Origin of the sequence: Novosphingobium sp. (assembly GCF_040079535.1) — a bacterium.
GTDB lineage: Bacteria > Pseudomonadota > Alphaproteobacteria > Sphingomonadales > Sphingomonadaceae > Novosphingobium.
Genome location: NZ_JBEBKB010000001.1, coordinates 81,046 through 98,103, shown reverse-complemented (window position 1 = coordinate 98,103; position 17,058 = coordinate 81,046). Strand labels below are relative to the sequence as shown.

General features: G+C 59.1%; 11 protein-coding genes. 1 reads left to right on the top strand and 10 read right to left on the bottom strand.

The window, feature by feature from the left end; genetic code table 11:
• Positions 1-46: 46 nt before the first annotated feature.
• The 8 genes from ABL914_RS00455 to ABL914_RS00420 form a co-directional block, all read right to left on the bottom strand.
• On the bottom strand, positions 47-5,149 hold the full coding sequence (locus tag ABL914_RS00455; protein WP_391561171.1) for a hypothetical protein: 5,103 nt from the start codon (positions 5,147-5,149) through the stop codon (positions 47-49).
• A 90-nt stretch (positions 5,150-5,239) separates the two neighbouring features.
• Positions 5,240-6,310, bottom strand: a complete 1,071-nt coding sequence (locus ABL914_RS00450; protein ID WP_391561170.1) for a hypothetical protein — start codon at positions 6,308-6,310, stop codon at positions 5,240-5,242.
• A gap of 81 nt (positions 6,311-6,391) precedes the next feature.
• The gene (locus ABL914_RS00445; protein ID WP_391561169.1) at positions 6,392-6,865 is read right to left on the bottom strand and encodes a hypothetical protein; all 474 of its coding nucleotides are present in this window, start codon (positions 6,863-6,865) and stop codon (positions 6,392-6,394) included.
• Positions 6,866-6,876: 11 nt separating this feature from the next.
• Entirely contained in the window at positions 6,877-7,863 is a 987-nt protein-coding gene (locus ABL914_RS00440; RefSeq protein ID WP_391561168.1) for a hypothetical protein, read from the bottom strand.
• A 187-nt stretch (positions 7,864-8,050) separates the two neighbouring features.
• Positions 8,051-10,030 carry a proprotein convertase P-domain-containing protein gene (locus ABL914_RS00435; RefSeq protein ID WP_391561167.1) on the bottom strand — a complete coding sequence of 660 codons (1,980 nt, stop codon included), beginning with the start codon at positions 10,028-10,030 and terminating at the stop codon, positions 8,051-8,053.
• Between the two features lie 73 nt (positions 10,031-10,103).
• Positions 10,104-11,513, bottom strand: coding sequence for a dihydrolipoyl dehydrogenase (gene lpdA / locus ABL914_RS00430; protein ID WP_391561166.1), 1,410 nt, complete (start codon positions 11,511-11,513; stop codon positions 10,104-10,106).
• Positions 11,514-11,573: 60 nt separating this feature from the next.
• The gene (locus ABL914_RS00425) at positions 11,574-12,218 is read right to left on the bottom strand and encodes an outer membrane beta-barrel protein (protein WP_391561165.1); all 645 of its coding nucleotides are present in this window, start codon (positions 12,216-12,218) and stop codon (positions 11,574-11,576) included.
• 148 nt (positions 12,219-12,366) lie between these two features.
• Complete coding sequence (locus tag ABL914_RS00420; RefSeq protein ID WP_391561164.1) at positions 12,367-13,620, bottom strand: pyruvate dehydrogenase complex dihydrolipoamide acetyltransferase; 1,254 nt, start codon at positions 13,618-13,620, stop codon at positions 12,367-12,369.
• A gap of 127 nt (positions 13,621-13,747) precedes the next feature.
• On the opposite strand from ABL914_RS00420, the gene ABL914_RS00415 reads away from it, so the two are divergent.
• A complete protein-coding gene (locus ABL914_RS00415) occupies positions 13,748-14,200 on the top strand; it encodes a universal stress protein (protein WP_391561163.1) in 453 nt (150 codons plus the stop codon).
• Here the strand turns inward: ABL914_RS00415 and ABL914_RS00410 are convergent.
• Positions 14,197-16,458 carry a ribonuclease R family protein gene (locus tag ABL914_RS00410; protein ID WP_391561162.1) on the bottom strand — a complete coding sequence of 754 codons (2,262 nt, stop codon included), beginning with the start codon at positions 16,456-16,458 and terminating at the stop codon, positions 14,197-14,199. The genes ABL914_RS00415 and ABL914_RS00410 overlap by 4 nt on opposite strands.
• Positions 16,458-17,048, bottom strand: coding sequence for a DUF805 domain-containing protein (locus ABL914_RS00405; RefSeq protein ID WP_391561161.1), 591 nt, complete (start codon positions 17,046-17,048; stop codon positions 16,458-16,460). The genes ABL914_RS00410 and ABL914_RS00405 overlap by 1 nt, the downstream gene beginning before the upstream one ends.
• Between the last annotated feature and the right edge of the window lie 10 nt (positions 17,049-17,058).

Below are 17,058 nucleotides of genomic sequence, written 5' to 3'. Positions count from 1 at the left end.
TCGGTGTGGCAGGGTTAAAGCGCAGTCTGCTGTGCGACGCCAGCCCTTATCGGCCCAGGCCCAGGAAGCCAAAGGTATCAGCGTCAAATTTGATCTTGATAGTGGCGTAGAGCCCTTGATCGGTCAGCCGAGCGCCGGCGAAATCGGGATCACGGAAGCCAGAGACATTGTAGCCGATCAGCAGCAGCACGTCCTTGGTTGGCGATAGGCCGATCTGCGGGCCATAAGAGTAGCTCGCGGTCTTGTCGGTCAGGCTATAACGGACCGTGCCGCCAGCGCCCAATTCGAAGTGATCGCCAATCCCCCAGCGTGCATCAAGCCCGCCCAGCACCGTGGTGCCGGATATGTCGTATTGCTGGAAACTGTCGAAATTGTGCCGAGCAGCGATGAAGAAACCCAGATGGTCACGCTGGACCCATTGCCCGTCAACCTTGCTGCGCGGGGTCCAATCGCCAGAGAAGCTGACCAGGACCCGGTCTGAGCGCGCATCACCATCAACCGTCAGCGCACCACGTCCGGCCGGGCCTGCTTCACCGGCAATCGCGCCGTGAAGGATATCCGAGCGATACTGCAACTTGGTCAGGAACGCGAATTCAGCATCGGCCGGGCGGTGTGCGATAGCCAGCGTGCCTTCCATGACCTGGCTTGAAAGCCCGGCGCTGGCATCGGCGCGGGTCCAGGTAAAACCGCCGCCCAGCATTGAGCCTTCGCCCAACTGGCGAAGCGCGCCCACCGATGCGCCCTTGCGAGTAGCCAGATCGCCCTCGCGCCATTCACCGCGAGCCGAGGCATTCCACAAGCCAGAGCGCCACGAGCCGCCCAGCGTAACTGCGGTAAAATCTTCCGCGATGGTGCCGTTTTCGCCGATATTGCCGCCGCTGGATGCTGGGTGATCTGGATTGACAAGATAGGCTGGATCAAACCCGCCGATTGTCCGGCTGGCATCAAGCGTCGCATCAAGCGTGAGGTTGGCCGTGACCGGGATTGATTGCGCCAGGCCAAAGTTGGCGAAGCTGCGCTTGCCCAGTTCGGTGATATCCTGCTGGCCCACCATCGTAACCACACGCCCGCCATCCCACGGGGTCGCTTCGATCCCGATCCGGCCGGTCCGGGCATCGATATTATCGCCAAACGCGATTTCATAAGTGCCGGCCAGCTTGATAGTGGGCGTGATCGCATAGCGAGCCGAAAAACGGTGGCGTTCCGGCTGATCAATGGAATCGCCGTCGCTGCCGCCAATGGCAAAGCTGGTGGCTGCGCTCAGTTCAAGCTTGTTATCGAAAAAGCGGCGCGAAACCGAAGCTTCGATCACATCAGAGCTGCCGGTGGTGCCATCAGCCAGGCGATCGTCAAAATGGGCGTATCCGATCCGGGCATCCCCTTCTTTGGTGTGCCACGAAAGTCCGGTTTGTACCGCAACCCGGCGCGATCCGTCGGTCAGGCTGTCATCCACCCAACCGCTGGTAACGACCGAAAGATCAGGTGTAATCCGGATCCGGGCATCGGCGCCAATCTTGCGGCGGCCAAGTTCAGCTCCGGCCGTCTGGCCCAGGCCAAATTCACGCGAAGCCTGGCGCATATAGGCCAGCACATCAACCCGGCCAGAATGATGTTCTACTTCGACTAACCAGGCATCGGCCTGCTGGCCTTGATTGAAGCTGCGGGCTGCTTCGCCGCGCAGTTCGGTGTTCTGGCCCAGGCGGGCACGCAGATCGAGTGCGATCAGATTGGTGCGTTCGCCAGTATCGCCATTGGCGCCGGTATCGCTGATTGCGGTTGCCCCGATTCGCAGCGCTCCGCCGATCATGGTGACATCAGCCCGCACGCCGCCATTCCATGCACCGCCGGGGCTGTTTCCGTCGATTTCATAGTCGATCACGATGAATTGCGGATTGAGCCCATCGTCGCGGCTGAGGATCGGTTCCTTGAAGGTGATCGTTCCTGAAAGCAGATCCAGATCATAGTCCACGAACCGAACCAGCGTGCGGCGTGATACGATCACTTCGCTGCGGAAACGGTCGCGTACTTCGATGGTCACCACTTCGCTGCCGGGCATGATTGCGCGGCTCGACAAGCGATAGGGTCCGGATATCCCGCCGCCTTGAAATTCGTCCCGGCGGTGCGTGGTGGCAAGCTTGGCCGCAAATCCCTGAAGGTGGATCCCGCCGCTTTCAAATTCGGTCTTGATGCCAGTTGCGGTGCGCAGATATCGGCCCAGCTGGGTCTGGTCGAGCCCGCTCGTGGTATCGCCATACAGTGCATAGAAACCGCGGTTTTCGACCCGCAGATAAACCTTGTCGCGGCTCGCAGCATCAAAGCGGCGGTCCGAACCATCGGCAAAAACGGTGTAGTAAGCCCTGGGATCGATCGTGCCGAGCAAGACTTGATCTTCGCGTTGCTTGGCGCTGTCATAGCTTCCGGTCACCACAAAGCCCTCGCCTACCGGGCCCTTCAGGTAGAAGGCGGTGCGGGCGCGTTCACCCAAATCGCTGTCAAAATTGCCGGTATGCTCCATCTGACCGGCAATGGTCTGTTGGCCAACCGTGCCTTCGATCAGGCCAACCACGGTCCAGGGCTGATCGCCCGGTGCGATCCAGGCTTCCAGCTCTTGCCGGCGCTTTTGCTGGCCGTCTGAAAAATTGAATTCCATCCGCAATTTGCCGCTGGCCATAGTGGGCGCAAGTTCGACATAAGCAATCCCGTCATCACCTTTGACGGTCCAGCGCGGCGATTGCCGGCCTGCCCCAGCCAATTGACGCTGTTGCAACAGATCAATTGCCTCGGCGCTCTCATAGGGTGCTGAAAGCGAGAATTCCCCCGACAGGCCGGCATGAACCGGGCGGCCGGTGTGATCGAGAATGCGCAGAGCCAGCACCGGACGGGTCTTGCCATCGGCAACCAGATGGGTCTGGCTGGGAAGCAGCTCGATCCGGGCCGGGGTTGCGGCATAATGCACAGTGCGGGTCAGGCGCGACACTTCGGTGCCACTGGGATCGCGCACCACGGCCACCAGCCGGGTCTGCTCGCCGCCCAGCGGAATGCCGCGCCATACGCTGATGGCATAGCCGCCGCCCGGTGCAATGCGCGCGCCTTCGAAGGCCAGCTTGTCTACCGGGGTGCCATTGATGGTCAGATCAACCTTTTGCCCAGCCCGGTGGCGGATGACAATCCGGATGGCTGGTGCGCGGGGGTTATGATCGATCGCTGGGAACAGAAATTCCGTAGGTCCATCACCCTTGCCGAACCAATCGGTTTCAGCGCCAGCGGCAAGGCGCTGCTGGCGTTCCGCATCGGGTGCATCCGGCTTGCCTTTGGCCGGCGCAGATGCAGCAGCCGGAGCTGCAGTTGCCGGGCGAGCCATCGGCAAGCCATCAAATGATTCGTAGGCTATTTTTGGTGATGAATTAGAATATGTTACACCGTTATTATCAGGTATATTCGCAGAAAAATCAGCAACCACCAACATCCCGCCGCGAGCCATTACAAACCGCGAGCTGGCGCTACCGGCGCTGCGGGTGGATCGGGTGCAATCGGCAAATTCGCCGCCTTCAGGCAGGGTAGAAACCTGGGCCTGAACAACGTGGGTTCCAGGAACGACGCCTTCAAAGTGATAGCGCCCATCGGCATCGGTAATCGCAAAGCTGCCGTCTTCCAGCACCACCCGCACGCCCGCTACCGGGTTATGGCGGCCATCGACCGAGCAACCGCCATCGGTAATGCGCCCGATAATCGTAACCCGCGCTGCCAGATCCTGGCGCTCAATCCGAACCGTAGCGCCGGCTGAAGCGCTACGTCCGGCCAGATCGGTAACCGTGGCCTGGTTGATCGCGGTTCCAGCCGAGGCATCGGGGCGGATTGTCATGGCATAGGTGATGGTGCGTTTATCGCCTGGGGCAACATCGCCCAGCAACAGGGTGAGTGTCCGGCCATCAGCCGATGCAGAAACCGCGCCCGGCGCAGCGACACCATCGATCCGCACAGAATCCGGCCGCAGCCGCAAATTCGCGCTTGGCCGATCTACCAGCGTAACCGCGCGTTTGGCGCTGATGCTATCGGGATTGGAGATTGACAGGGTGTAGAACACTACATCACCCGGCAATGCGGAAGCGCGCGAGGCCGTTTTGGTTACGGCTACGCCCAGCGGTGGATGATCCAGCGGGATATCAACCCGCACCGCAGTCACATCAGAAAGCTGCAGAACCCCGCCATAAGAAGCATCGATGATCGCGAAAGGATTGCCATCAGGACGCAGCAGCGGGGCAATCTGCGCCGGGGTAGCAGCTGATGGCGCGGTGTATGGCGCCGGCGGCACAATCACCAGGCGATATCGGCCCAGTGCGACCAGCGGAAAGCGATACTCGCCCGGCGCCATCGGATAGATATTGCCGGCCCCATCGGTAATTGGTTGGCCCGAAATGACGCTGGAGGGCCATGGTGTCACGCCGTCATCGGCATAGACCCTGGCTGGTGCCCCGGTAATTGCATCGACCAGCATTACGCGCGCGCCGTTTACCGGGCGGCCATCTTCGCTATCGAAAACGATACCGTATGGATCGGCCAGTACATCAACCTGCGCCGTGGCAATGGCCGTTCCGCCGCTGGCCTCAGCTACGCCAATGGTGATTTCATCACCCTGGCGCAGACTCAGACGGCAATCGCCCTGAACTGGCTGTGGCGGGATCGGCTTGGTTGTGATCGCGCCCATGAACACGCCGCTGTTAACTGCGGTTTCATGCACGGTAAGGACTTCGCGATCACCGCTCTGATTGGTGATTGTGGCGACCAGGCTGTCCAGGCCATTTGGATTCAGATTGGCGCTGGGAGCAGAAAGGCTGAAATAGAGCGCTTCGCCTACGCGGATCGTGTTGGTTTGGGCCAATGTGGCGATCGAAGTCCCGCTGGCACTTCCGCCGGGCAGCACGATTGCGCTGCCGCCGCAAGTTGCTGCGGTATATCCATAGTTCTGGCCGCCGGCCGAATTCTTGTAAGTGACCAGCACCGTCTGCGGTGTGGACAGCGTGATCGAAACCGTATTCGAATTGGTTGAAAACGCCTGTCCGCCCTGGGTCCATTGGGCCCCGGCGGTATTGGTGATGGTCTGCGCCTGGGCAACTGGCACGCACAAAAGCAGCGCGGTAAGCGCTGCCATCAGTGCTGCTATTTGCCGGAAAACGCCCATCGACCCTTGGGAGCTGCGACTGGGGACGGCGCGCCACCAAGCGCGCCGTCCCCTGCCTGGTTAGTTTATCGTCGCGCGGAAGCGCAGCGTTTTGGTTTCGCCGGCGGCAACACTTGAAAGCGTCCCCGTGACGACACCTGCGGCATGAGCACCTGTGTTGGTGCCATCAGCGTTGCAGGCACCAGAGGTGACGGTGCCATCAAGGAACACGCCGCCGCCGTCATAAGTGACTGTGCCCGGCAGCGGATCAGAGATGGCCACGCTGCTGGCAGTCGCGCTGCCCGTGGCATTCTCTACAACAATGCAATATTCGATCGTTGCGCCCGGAATGGCCTTGGGATTGCTGGTGCCGTTGAACGGATCGGAAACGACCCGGCTCAGCTTGCTGATCGATAGCGCTGCGGCCAGGACCTTGAAATCGTCCTTGGCCGAATGGGCCCCATCGCGTGCCCCATCGACTGCGCCTGCAACGTCGGCAAACACGGTGTCAACGAACATCGGATCAACTTCGTTGGCCGCGCTGGTGTTGGTCTGGCTAAGCGCGCCGCCCATCGAAGCGGCGGTTCCGCCTTCGCGGCCAGTGGCCTGAAGCGAAACAGTAGCCACATCGGTTGAACCAAGGCTAAGCGGGATGTCAGCGACCACGAAAACGGTCTTGCTGGCATCAGCAGCAAGCTCATCAAGGTAGGCAACTTCCAGATCGGTGCCCGGATCGTAAACGCCGTTCGTATTGGTATCGACATAGATCTTGACGTTGGTGGCATCGAAGCTGTCCGTACCTGCAAAGGCAGCCGCCCCGCCGGTCTGCTGCGCCGCAACCAACGCAAAATCGAGCGCTGCGTTGGAATTGTTGGTAACCGTGAAAGTCGTCACCTGGGCCGTTGCGCCGGGCGAAACGTCTGTCGCCGTGCTGCCGACTTCGGCAACCGTAACGTTGATCTTGCGATCAACCTTGAAGGTATCCGAAGCGCCGGTTGCGGTCTGCGAAACGCCGCCAACCTGATATTGCACCGTCACTGTATTGGTGATCGATGTCCCCGACGCCGTCCCGCTAGCAAAAGCGGGACTGGCGCTGACAACGGTCAGTGCAGCAGCACCGACCGTCCCAAGCAGTCTGCTAATCCTGTTCATTGCAAGTTCCTGTCTTCTTGTGCGACCCGCAAAAAAGTCCGCCTGCGTGTCTTGGCGGTTCAATCCAAATGTCAGCGGGTATCAGCGGACAATGGCGTGATATGTGAGCTTGCCGGTGCTGCCAGGGGCAAGCACTGGCAGGATCCAGCGAATATGGGTTACGTCAGCGGCAACAGCCGGGCGGGCTTTGCCTTCGGTGCCTGCCACGCTTAGCGCCGAAAGCGCTCCGAACGTCTTGCCGCCGTCAACCGAGACCACCAGCTTGTCGGCACCTTCCGGGGCCAGCATTACGGCCGTGGGCAGCGGATTGGTGACCACAAAGTCCTTGACCGGGGTGGCGCCGTTGTTGCGATAGCTGGTCGAAAAGACCAGATCATCACCGGGAACAACCAGTTTCGGTTCAACCAAAACGTGGGTTTCTTTCCCATTTTCAACAACTACTGTATCGACTTTGACATCGCCTTTAAGCTCGATAGGCGATACTTGGGCCAGTGCGGCAGCCGGGGCCAGGCTGGCCAGTGCGGCACCCAGGGCGGCGATCATGAAGCGGTTCATAGCAATGCTCCTCAATTGATCTTGACGTCGAATTTGACGATTTTGGTGGTACCCCCGGCTACCGTGCCAAGGTTCACGTCGATCCCGCTGGCCGAGGCCTGGCCGACATCGGCATCGGCGGCATCGCTAAGCGGTGCGGCATCAAGCGTGAGGGTGCCTGGCTGGTAAGTAGTGCCTGCGGGGATCGCATCGGTGATATGGAGGCTATCAGCCTGGCCGGTGCCACTTACAGTGGCGGTCAACGTATAGGTGATGACCGCACCGGGGACCGCCTGGTTGCCGCCAAATGGATCCACGATTGTATTGCCATCCTTGGTCAGTGCGACACTGGCCAGGCTGGCAATCAGCGAATCGTTGTCTGTCTGGGTTGCCGTGGACGAACCGACCACCGCATCACCGCCGCCATCGCCTTGTGTGGCGAAGACGGTGCCCGGGGTGCCCGAACCGGTTGCCGCTGTGGCTGTCAGATCAACCTGGCTAGTCTGGCCATCGGTAGCCGTTCCGGGCAGCGTGACGATCACGAAGATCTTGACTGAACCGTCGGCCGCAATCGCGGGGGTGGCCGCGCCGTTTGCGATAACCTGATCGATCCCGGGTTCATAAACCCCATCGCCGTCATCGACCACGATCTGCTGAACCGTTGCGTCAAAACCATTGCCGGCAACCGCCGGGTTTACCGCGATGTTGAAGGCTTCGGGCCCGTTTCCGGTATTGGTTACCGACCATTCCAGAACGACATCGGTTGCCCCAGCAACGGCGGGCGTGCTGGTTAGGCCGGATACTGCCACATCGAGCAGCTCATCGACCCGGACGCTGACCGTGTTTGAACTGACGGTGCCACTGGCGGTGCCAGAGGTGTAGGTGGCCGAAGCGGTGTTCTGGATCATCGTCCCTGCGGCAACGCCGCCAGCATGGGCGGTGCCGGGCAACACCGCAGTGCAGATCGAGACAAAGGCGAAGCTGCCGATAGCGGCGCGCATGGCGAGTTGGTTTTTCATACCCGCGTGGTAACGCTTCTGGGTTAACAAACGGCAAAATATTGGATGAAAAAGGGCTTACTTATCAATAAGAGCTTATTCATAGATTGCGTTTCGTCAGGTCCGGTGGACGCTCAGAGCAGCAAAGCTATCCTATCTGATAAATATCCAAATATCATGAGGATACGCAAAATACTTGTGGTCGACTCTAATTGAGAGTCCCGCGGAACTTCAGCGCAAAGGATGTTGAGGCAGAGAGCGAGGAAGCGGTCGCGCTGAGCGAGCTGCTTACGATGGCCGCGCCAAATGGGTCAGTCTCGTCAACGCCAGAGCCGTCATCATCCTCGGGAGTGTTGGCCGTGGCACAGGTATTACCAGAGGACATTGTTCCGGCTGCGTAATTGAAATTGGCCGGCAAGGTATCATTCGCCGCGATATTGGCCAGCGTAGCTGTGCCAGTATTTGAAACCAGAATGCAGTATTCTACTAACGCACCGGGAATTGCCTTGGGAAAGCTGGTGCCGTTTACAGGATCGCTGATAATCAAGCTGACCTTCGTCACGCTTATGCTGGCAACAGGTTTGCACAGCGTGATGTCGTCGATACCTATTACCTGCCCCTGTGGGTTAGACGGGGCGGCTGAATGATTGCCATAGCTGACGTAGATCGTGTCAACGGGTGAGTTGAAGGTCACCGTCAGGTTGCCGTTAGACTGTGTGTTGCTCGATCCCGATATGCCGAAGGCTTCATTGCCCGAGATCCAATTGGAAATACCATTGGTAAGTGTCGGCAAAACGCTGGCCCCGTTGATCGTACCAGTGATTGTAATATGGTCGGCCCAGCTATTTGCGCCATAATCGACATCGAAAATCCGGAACTGGGCACCAGGCACCGCCGATGGAAGCGTGATCTTTACGGTCGCTTCCTGCGATTGGGTGAAGAAGTCATAACCCAGATAAAGGTTGTTTTGTGGCGTGGCAGCGCCGCCGGTCAGCGAGGTTGAAGTTACCGGCACACCAGCAAGCGTCGGATCGCCGCTGCCTGAGGTTGTAACCGCGAATGCAACTGTGCCCAGCCCCGAGATTGCATAGCTATTGCTGCGCAAGCCAGCGGACCAGGTGTTGACATCCCAGTTAACCAGGCTGCTTCCCGCCGCGCAGGTCAAGGCTGGCGGTGTTCCGGCGGTGTTCGTGCCCGAAACGGTGATCGATGCGCTGGCATAGTCGTCTTCTCCGCTCAGGCCGTTGCCCGGCGCGGAATCAAGATCCAAGACCGAGGATGTGGTGATTTCGGCGCCGTTGACCACAGTTGCGCCCCCTCCAGCAGCGACAGTTGCCGTGATTGTCAGACTGCTGCTTTGCCCAGGGGCGAGCGTTCCAACCGACCAGTCGCCGGTCGTGCTGTTATATGTTCCGGTGCCCAAATAGCTTGAGAAATTGATACCTGAAGGCAGCAGGTCGCGTACTGTAACCCCGATCGACGTCAAATTGGATGCTGCCGAATTGGTGACAGTGAGGGTATAGGTAATGCTGCCATTGAAAGCGGGGGCGCTGTTATTGACGGTCTTGGTCAACGAAAGATCGGCATAGTTGGCTGGGGCCGATGTCAGATATAGATCTGCTTGATAGAACGTGCCAAAATCCTGAGCCACCGCATCGCAGATCTCAAGGATCCAGGTTCCCGATGAATTCTGGCCATCGAAACCCGAAAGTGGGCTGCTTGGACGATAACTTGTGGCGTATGGCGGGACCGTAGTCGTCGATGTGGCGACCGAATTGGTTACATAGTTCGCAATGGCGTTCGAAGCCTCGTCATCGAACGTAAGGTTGAAATTGTCAGCATCGGCGCCCTGCTCGTTGGTCAACTGGATCCGTGTACCAGCCGGCGAAACCAGATACATCCTGATGTCGCTACGCCAAGTATGGCTCATCAAAACCGCAATGTTGACATCGCTGACGGTAAAACTGGAGCCAACCGAGAATGTCCGTGTGAAACGTGCTGTGCAAGGGGCCGAAGTATCGTTGATCCCGCCGTTCGCGCTATCGCTGGAATTGGAATATTGCGTGACGGTCTGTGCCTGTGCAGCCTGGCCACTGAAAACTACAAGCACCACGGCCAGCGCCAGCCAGACAAGCCGCAGCAGCATCGGGCCGATCTGCCCTGGTTTCGATTCGGTGTGCGATCCCATACGGGTTTGCACTAGGACGGAATGGTAAACTGGCCATTAAGACTAGGGACCATATCGAGAATTTCACAAATCTCTAGACATGCACCGCTCGGCCGTAGGCGGCCAGCACGCTTTCGTGCATCATTTCCGAAAGCGTTGGGTGCGGAAATACCGTTGCCATCAGCTCGGCTTCGGTGGTTTCCAGCGTCTTGCCAATAACATAGCCCTGGATCAGCTCGGTAACCTCGGCACCGACCATATGGGCACCCAGGAGCTCACCGGTCTTGGCATCGAACACGGTCTTGATGAACCCTTCCGGCTCGCCCAGCGCAATCGCCTTGCCGTTTCCAATGAACGGAAATGTGCCGACCTTGATCGTGTAGCCCGCTTCCCTGGCCTTGGCTTCGGTCAATCCGACAGAGGCGATCTGGGGGTGGCAATAGGTGCAGCCTGGAATGTTGGCCTTATCCATACCATGGGGATGAACGTCCTTGTTGCCTAATGCCTGGGCAATGGCTTCGGCGGCAATTACGCCTTCGTGGCTGGCTTTGTGGGCCAGCCATGGCCCGGCGGTCACATCACCGATTGCCCAGATTCCCGCCACATTGGTATGGCCTAGCGCATCGATTGCAATGATTCCTTTTTCCGATTTAACTCCAATCGCTTCAAGGCCGATATTCTCAGTGTTTGGAACAATTCCGATTGCCACGATTACATGGCTGAACTGGCCCTCGCTGACCTTGCCGTCCTTGCTTTTGATCTTCGCTGTGATGCCCGTGGCCGATACTTCGATAGCCTCTACCCCGGCCCCGGTCAGGATCGTCATCCCTTGTTTTTTGAGCGCTTTTTCAAGGAAGGCCGAAACGTCGGCATCTTCAACCGGAACCATCCGGTCCATCATTTCAACAACGGTAACTTCGCTGCCCATATCGTTATAAAAGCTAGCGAATTCTATGCCAATCGCGCCAGATCCGATGACCAGCAGCTTGCTGGGCAGTTCTGCCGGAACCATTGCATGGCGATAAGTCCAAACGCGCTTGCCGTCGGCCGGAGCAAACGGAAGGTCGCGCGCGCGGGCGCCGGTTGCGACGATGATATGCTTGGCGCTGAGGGTTTCGGTGGTTTTCTCACCTTTCACTTCGATTTTGCCGCCGCCTTTCAGCGTGCCCTGGCCCATGTGAACGGTGATCTTGTTCTTTTTCATCAGGTGCGTGACGCCCTGATTGAGCTGCTTTGCCACCCCGCGGCTGCGCTTTACCACGGCATCCAGATCGGCACGGATATTGTCCGCAGCCAGCCCATAATCGGCGGCATGCTTCATATTGTGCAGCACCTCTGCCGATCGCAGTAGCGCCTTGGTTGGGATACAGCCCCAGTTGAGGCAAATTCCGCCCAGGTTCTCCCGCTCAACAATCGCGGTCTTAAGGCCAAGTTGCGCACAGCGGATTGCTGAGACATAGCCGCCGGGCCCCGATCCAAGGACAATCACATCGTACTCAGCCATGGTGCTCTCAGGTGTTAAAGGGCCCCTCGCCGCGCAATTGCGCCGCGAGGGGCCAAGATATCAGAAGCGCAGGCCCAAGGCGACATGGCCCTGGAAACGCTGCAGGCTAAAGCCCGAACCCTCAAAATCGCCATATTCGCCGACTTTCATGCCGACGCCCACATAGGTGTGGCGACCGACATTGAAATTGGCGCCCAGCGCTACATCCAGACCGCCGCGTGATCCAAGGCTGTCATAGCTGAACACCGTGGCCCCGCCGACAACAGCGGTTTCGCGAAGGGTGAAATCAAGGTTGTAGCTGCTATAGCCCAATCCGACGTAAAGTTCGGTCTTCGGGCTGGCAAATGCGAGGCGAACGCCGCCCGAGATATTGGAATTGCCCTTGAAGCAGGCCGTCCCGTTAACCCCCGGATCGGTGTAGGTTTCGCACTTGTCAGCGCCGCCGCCGTCAATTCCGACATAGGGCCCAACGGTTAGGTTGTTGCCAACCGGGATATCATAGCCAATTTCACCGCCATAGACGAGGCCAGTGCCAAGGCTGGCGACATAGGTCGTGCCGCTTTGCGTATCGCTAAGGTTTGGCCGCTCCATCCCGGCGCGCACTTCGATCCGTGCGCCGCCGATTTTGCCATCAGCTGCTTCGCTATCCTGTGCATAGGCCGGCGCTGCACCCAGAACGAGCGCTGCAAAAAGAATTTTACGCATGATCCCTCCAAAATAACGCCATCCTTGGCGATGCGGGCAGCCTATTCGCAAAATCGATTTTGACAACAATTTATCGGGCCATCTCTCTGACCATAAACACAAAAACGCCGCCTGGTGTTGTTTTTGAGCAACGCCATGGGCATCTGAATCAGGCCAGCAAGCCAAGCGGGTTTTCAATAAGATCTTTAAACGCCTGCATCAGTTGCGCACCATCAGCACCATCGATCGCGCGGTGATCAAAGCTGCCGGTGGCGCTCATCACACTGGCAACACTAAGTGCCCCATCGACCACATAGGGCCGGGCTTCGCCGGCCCCTACTGCCATGATCATCGCCTGGGGCGGGTTAATCACGGCATCAAACTGCTTGATCCCGAACATCCCAAGGTTTGAAAGGCTGGCAGTGCCCCCTTGATACTCATGCGGCATCAGCTTGCCTTCACGGGCCTTGTCGGCCAGCACTTTCATCTCGGTGCTGATCTGGGCCACGCCCTTTGCCGCCGCATCGGCTATGATCGGTGTAATCAGGCCAGAAGGTGCAGCGACTGCAACCGAGATATCGGCACGGGCATACTTGCGCAGTTCTTCCCCAGCGAAAGACACGTTGCATTTGGGAACGCGGATCAGGGCCTTGGCCAAGGCCTTGATCAAAAGATCATTTACTGAGAGCTTTACGCCATCAGCTTCAAGCGCCTTGTTAAGCTCTCCGCGCAGCTTGAGCAGCGCATCAAGCCTGATGTCCAGCGTCAGGTAGATGTGCGGAATGGTTTGCTTTGCCTCGGTCAGGCGGCGGGCAATAGTCTTGCGAACATTATTGAGCTTTTCTGCCTGAAAGGGGATCCCGAAATCAGGCAGCGCCGGCGCCGCGACGGGAGTGGCCGCAGCGATGGGCGCTGCAACACCGACTTTCACTGCCTCAACATCGGCTTTGACAATCCGCCCACCGGGCCCGGTTCCTTGAATCGCTTTCAGATCAACGCCGTTCAGTCCGGCAATCCGCTTGGCCAGCGGTGACGCCACGAGGCGCTCGCCTTTGGCGGCCAGTGCAGGAGCTTGCGCTGCAACCGGAGCCGCAGCAGGTGCCGAAACTACGGGGGGAGCTTCAGCCTTTGGTGTGGGCGCAGCAACCGGTTTTGGAGTTGGTGCAGGGCCACCTTCATCATCTTCGCCGGAAATCAGCGCGATGACTGTGCCAACTTTCACGCCTTCGCTGCCTTCGGCCACTTCAATCGCGGTGATTACGCCTTCATCAACCGCTTCGAATTCCATCGTCGCCTTGTCGGTCTCAATCTCGGCCATGATGTCGCCCGATGAAACCTTGTCGCCCACTTTTACCAGCCACTTGGCCAGGGTGCCTTCCTCCATGGTTGGCGAAAGAGCGGGCATCTTGATGGCGATCGGCATGATTGGCGGCTGGTCCCTGCTGAAAGGCGAACTGACGCTACGTCTCTGGCCAAAATGTCGCGATTGGGCAAGACGCTTGCGCTGAATAGGTTTGTAGCAGATATTTGCTGGCAGGGGGAAAGCCGCAATGCGCGTCTATCTGGTGATCATGGACGAGACCGAGGAAGCTGCGACCGCGCTGCGGTTTGCGGCCAGTCGGGCACTGCGAACAAAGGGCCAGGTGCACTTGCTGGCGCTGGTTCCGCGCCAGCAATTCGTTGCTTTTGGCGGAATTCAGGCAACAATTGAAGAGGAGGCACGGGCCCGCGCCGAAGCGCTGGTTACCTCTGCCGCCGGCAGTCTGATGGGCGAAGGCGGCTTGGCTCCGGTTATTGCGGTCAAGCAGGGGGAAGGTGTCGCGGTAATCCGCGAGTATCTTTTGCAGCACCCCGAAACCTCTGCATTGGTGTTGGGCGCGGCAAGCAGCGGTGCCCCAGGGCCGCTGGTTTCGCACTTCGCTTCGGTGGCAGGCCAGCTCCCCTGCCCGCTCTATGTGATCCCCGGCGCGCTGAGCGCGGTTGAGATTGAGCGGCTGAGCTAGCGCTTGCGGCCTTGATGCCGGATATTGCCGGGACGCCCGCGTTGGCCAGCGAAATGCTTACCTTTTTTGTTCAATGACAGTGGCTTGCCGCGCGGTTCTATTTTTCCGCCAGAGCTATCTTCAGGCTCAAATTTCAGCGCGCCGATAAGCGGATTTGCCTCGGCCAGACGCAGCCGCATCCGGTGGCCCAAGCCATACCGGATTCCGCTGCGTTCACCTTCAAGAACCTGTGCCTTTTCATCGTGGAAGAAGCGCTCGTCCCCCAGGATCGAAATCGGCACCAATCCATCGCCGCCCAGGCCGATGATTGTGGCGAACAGGCCAAAGCGCTGCACGCCGGTCACTCGACATTCGAAAACCTCGCCAACCCGGGCCGAAAGCCAGGCCGCGACATAGCGGTCCGTCGTTTCGCGTTCGGCCGCCATGGCGCGCCGTTCAGCCCCGCTGATTGCTTCGGAGATCCGGCCCAGATCGGCCCGGTCGCGGTCTGCAAGGCCCGATAGCGCGGGCAGATCGGCTTTCGGCTTGGGCTGTTCAAGCCCATAGGCATCGACCAGCGCACGGTGGACCAACAGATCCGAATAGCGCCGGATCGGTGACGTGAAATGCGCATAGCTGGCCAACGAGAGCCCAAAATGGCCCATATTGCCGGGTCCATAATAGGCCTGGGTCTGGCTGCGCAGAACGGCTTCCATAATCAAGGCCTTTTCAGACTCATCCGCGACATCCTTAAGCATCCGGTTGAATAGCCCAGGAGTAACGACCTGGCCCAGGACAAGCTTCTTGTCGAAAGTGGCCAGATAGTCCTTGAGCGCGACCAGCTTTTCTCGGCTGGGTGGCTCGTGCAGGCGATAAACCACCGGCGCAACCTTGGCTTCAAGCGCCTTTGCCGCCGCGACATTGGCGGCAATCATGAAATCCTCTACCACGCGGTGGGCATCAAGCCGCTCGCGCAGGGCGATTTCTGCAATCTTGCCATCATCGCCAAGCACCACCCTGCGCTCAGGCAGTTCCAACTCCAGAGGTTCGCGGGCCTTGCGTGCTTGCTCAAGCAACCGCCAACAGGCCCAAAGGTGCGTCAAATGGGCGTGGTCTTCACCGCTATCGATCCGCCGCTGCGCTTCCTCATAGGCGATAACTTCATGAATTTTCACGATTGCTCGGCTAAAGCGCCATGACGTCACTTTGCCCTCGGCGCTTATTTCGAGATGACAGGCCATCGCCGCGCGAGTCTCACCCGCCCTAAGTGAGCAGACATCTGCGCTGAGCACTTCGGGCAGCATCGGCACCACCCGGTCGGGGAAATAGACCGAGTTTCCGCGCCTTCTGGCATCGCTATCAATTGCGCCGCCGGGACGGACGTAAAAGCTGACATCAGCAATCGCCACCAGTGCCCGAAAGCCGCCTGCCCCATCGGGTTCTGCCCAGATCGCATCATCGTGATCGCGGGCATCCGCCGGATCGATCGCCACAATCGGCAGCGCCCGCAAATCCTCGCGGGTTTCAGCGTTGACCGGCAGCTTTGCCGATAACTCCGCTTCAGCAATGGCTTCGGGTGCAAATGCAAACGGGATTCCGTGTTTGTGGATCGCAATCAGGCTGAATGCCCTGGGGGCCAAAGGATCGCCAAGTATGGTTGTTACCTTGACGCCTGAACGCGGACTGCGGCCTACCGGTTCGGCCAGCACAAGTTGGCCCTCTTCTGCTCCGCCCAGATCGGCGATCATCGCGCTGTGGCGCTCACGCTTATCGATGGGGGCGAGCCAACCCTTCCCGCTCTTGTCAATCTCAACCACGCCCATAATCTGATCGGCGCTGGCAGGCAGGACCTTCATCGGGTGGCCGATCCAACTGCCGCCGGTCTCTTCGGTACGCGCCAGAACCCGATCGCCTTTGCGCAGGGCCGAACCTTTACCCTTCTTCTCACGCATCCGGATCCGCGGCGGCGGCACGGCATCATCGGGTGACCAGGCATCGGGCACGGCGATAGCCTCACCCTCGTCAATCTCTACAACGCGCAGCACTGTAACCTTGGGCACCCCGCCCATCCGGTGGAATGCGCTTCGGTTTCCGTCGATCAGGCCTTCCTCAGCCATGTCCTTGAGCAAGGCTTTAAGTGCGATCTTTTCTTGCCCTTTGAGCCCGAACGCGCGCGAAATTTCGCGCTTGCCGGCCGGGTCGACACTCTGGGCGATGAAATCGAGGATTTGCTGGCGCGAAGGAAGGCCCGGCTGCGGTTTGGGCTGGCGGGCAGACATCAGAACCTGACCGGCGCATCCCCAAAGCGATTGGGACCCTCGCTCGATTTGCGCAGGCCAAACCAGATTACAAGGACCACAGGTACCCAGGCCAACAAGGCCATGCTGCTTTGCGCCTGCATGATCGCTCCGGGATCAAGCTGGGCTCCAGGTTTCAGCCCTTTCATCAATGTGGTGGCCACTTCGATTTGGGCCGGCATCCGGGCGATTACAAAAGCGGATATTGCGCCGGGGATCAGAACCAGCCAGCCGCTGAGATCGCTATCATGCAGGCGGCGGATCAGGCTGGTGCACAGCAACAGCATGGAAACGATGGCGATACCCATGCCAAGCCAGACCATCCGCGGCAGATCTTGCGTAACCAGTTCGGTCATCATGGCTTGGATGAGGGCGGGATCCTTGCCTGCGCCGCTGTTTGCCGCATCAATTGCCGCCGAAGCAATTTTTGCGGTCAACGGGATTGAAATTGCCAATCCGCCCAGGAACCGCAGGATCACCACAAACAACACCCAGAACCAGAAGGCCTGGCGCGCATCGCGGCCATTGCCATTGGCCAGATTGGCCAAGGCGTGTTTGATAGCTCCCAGCATAGCGCGCTCC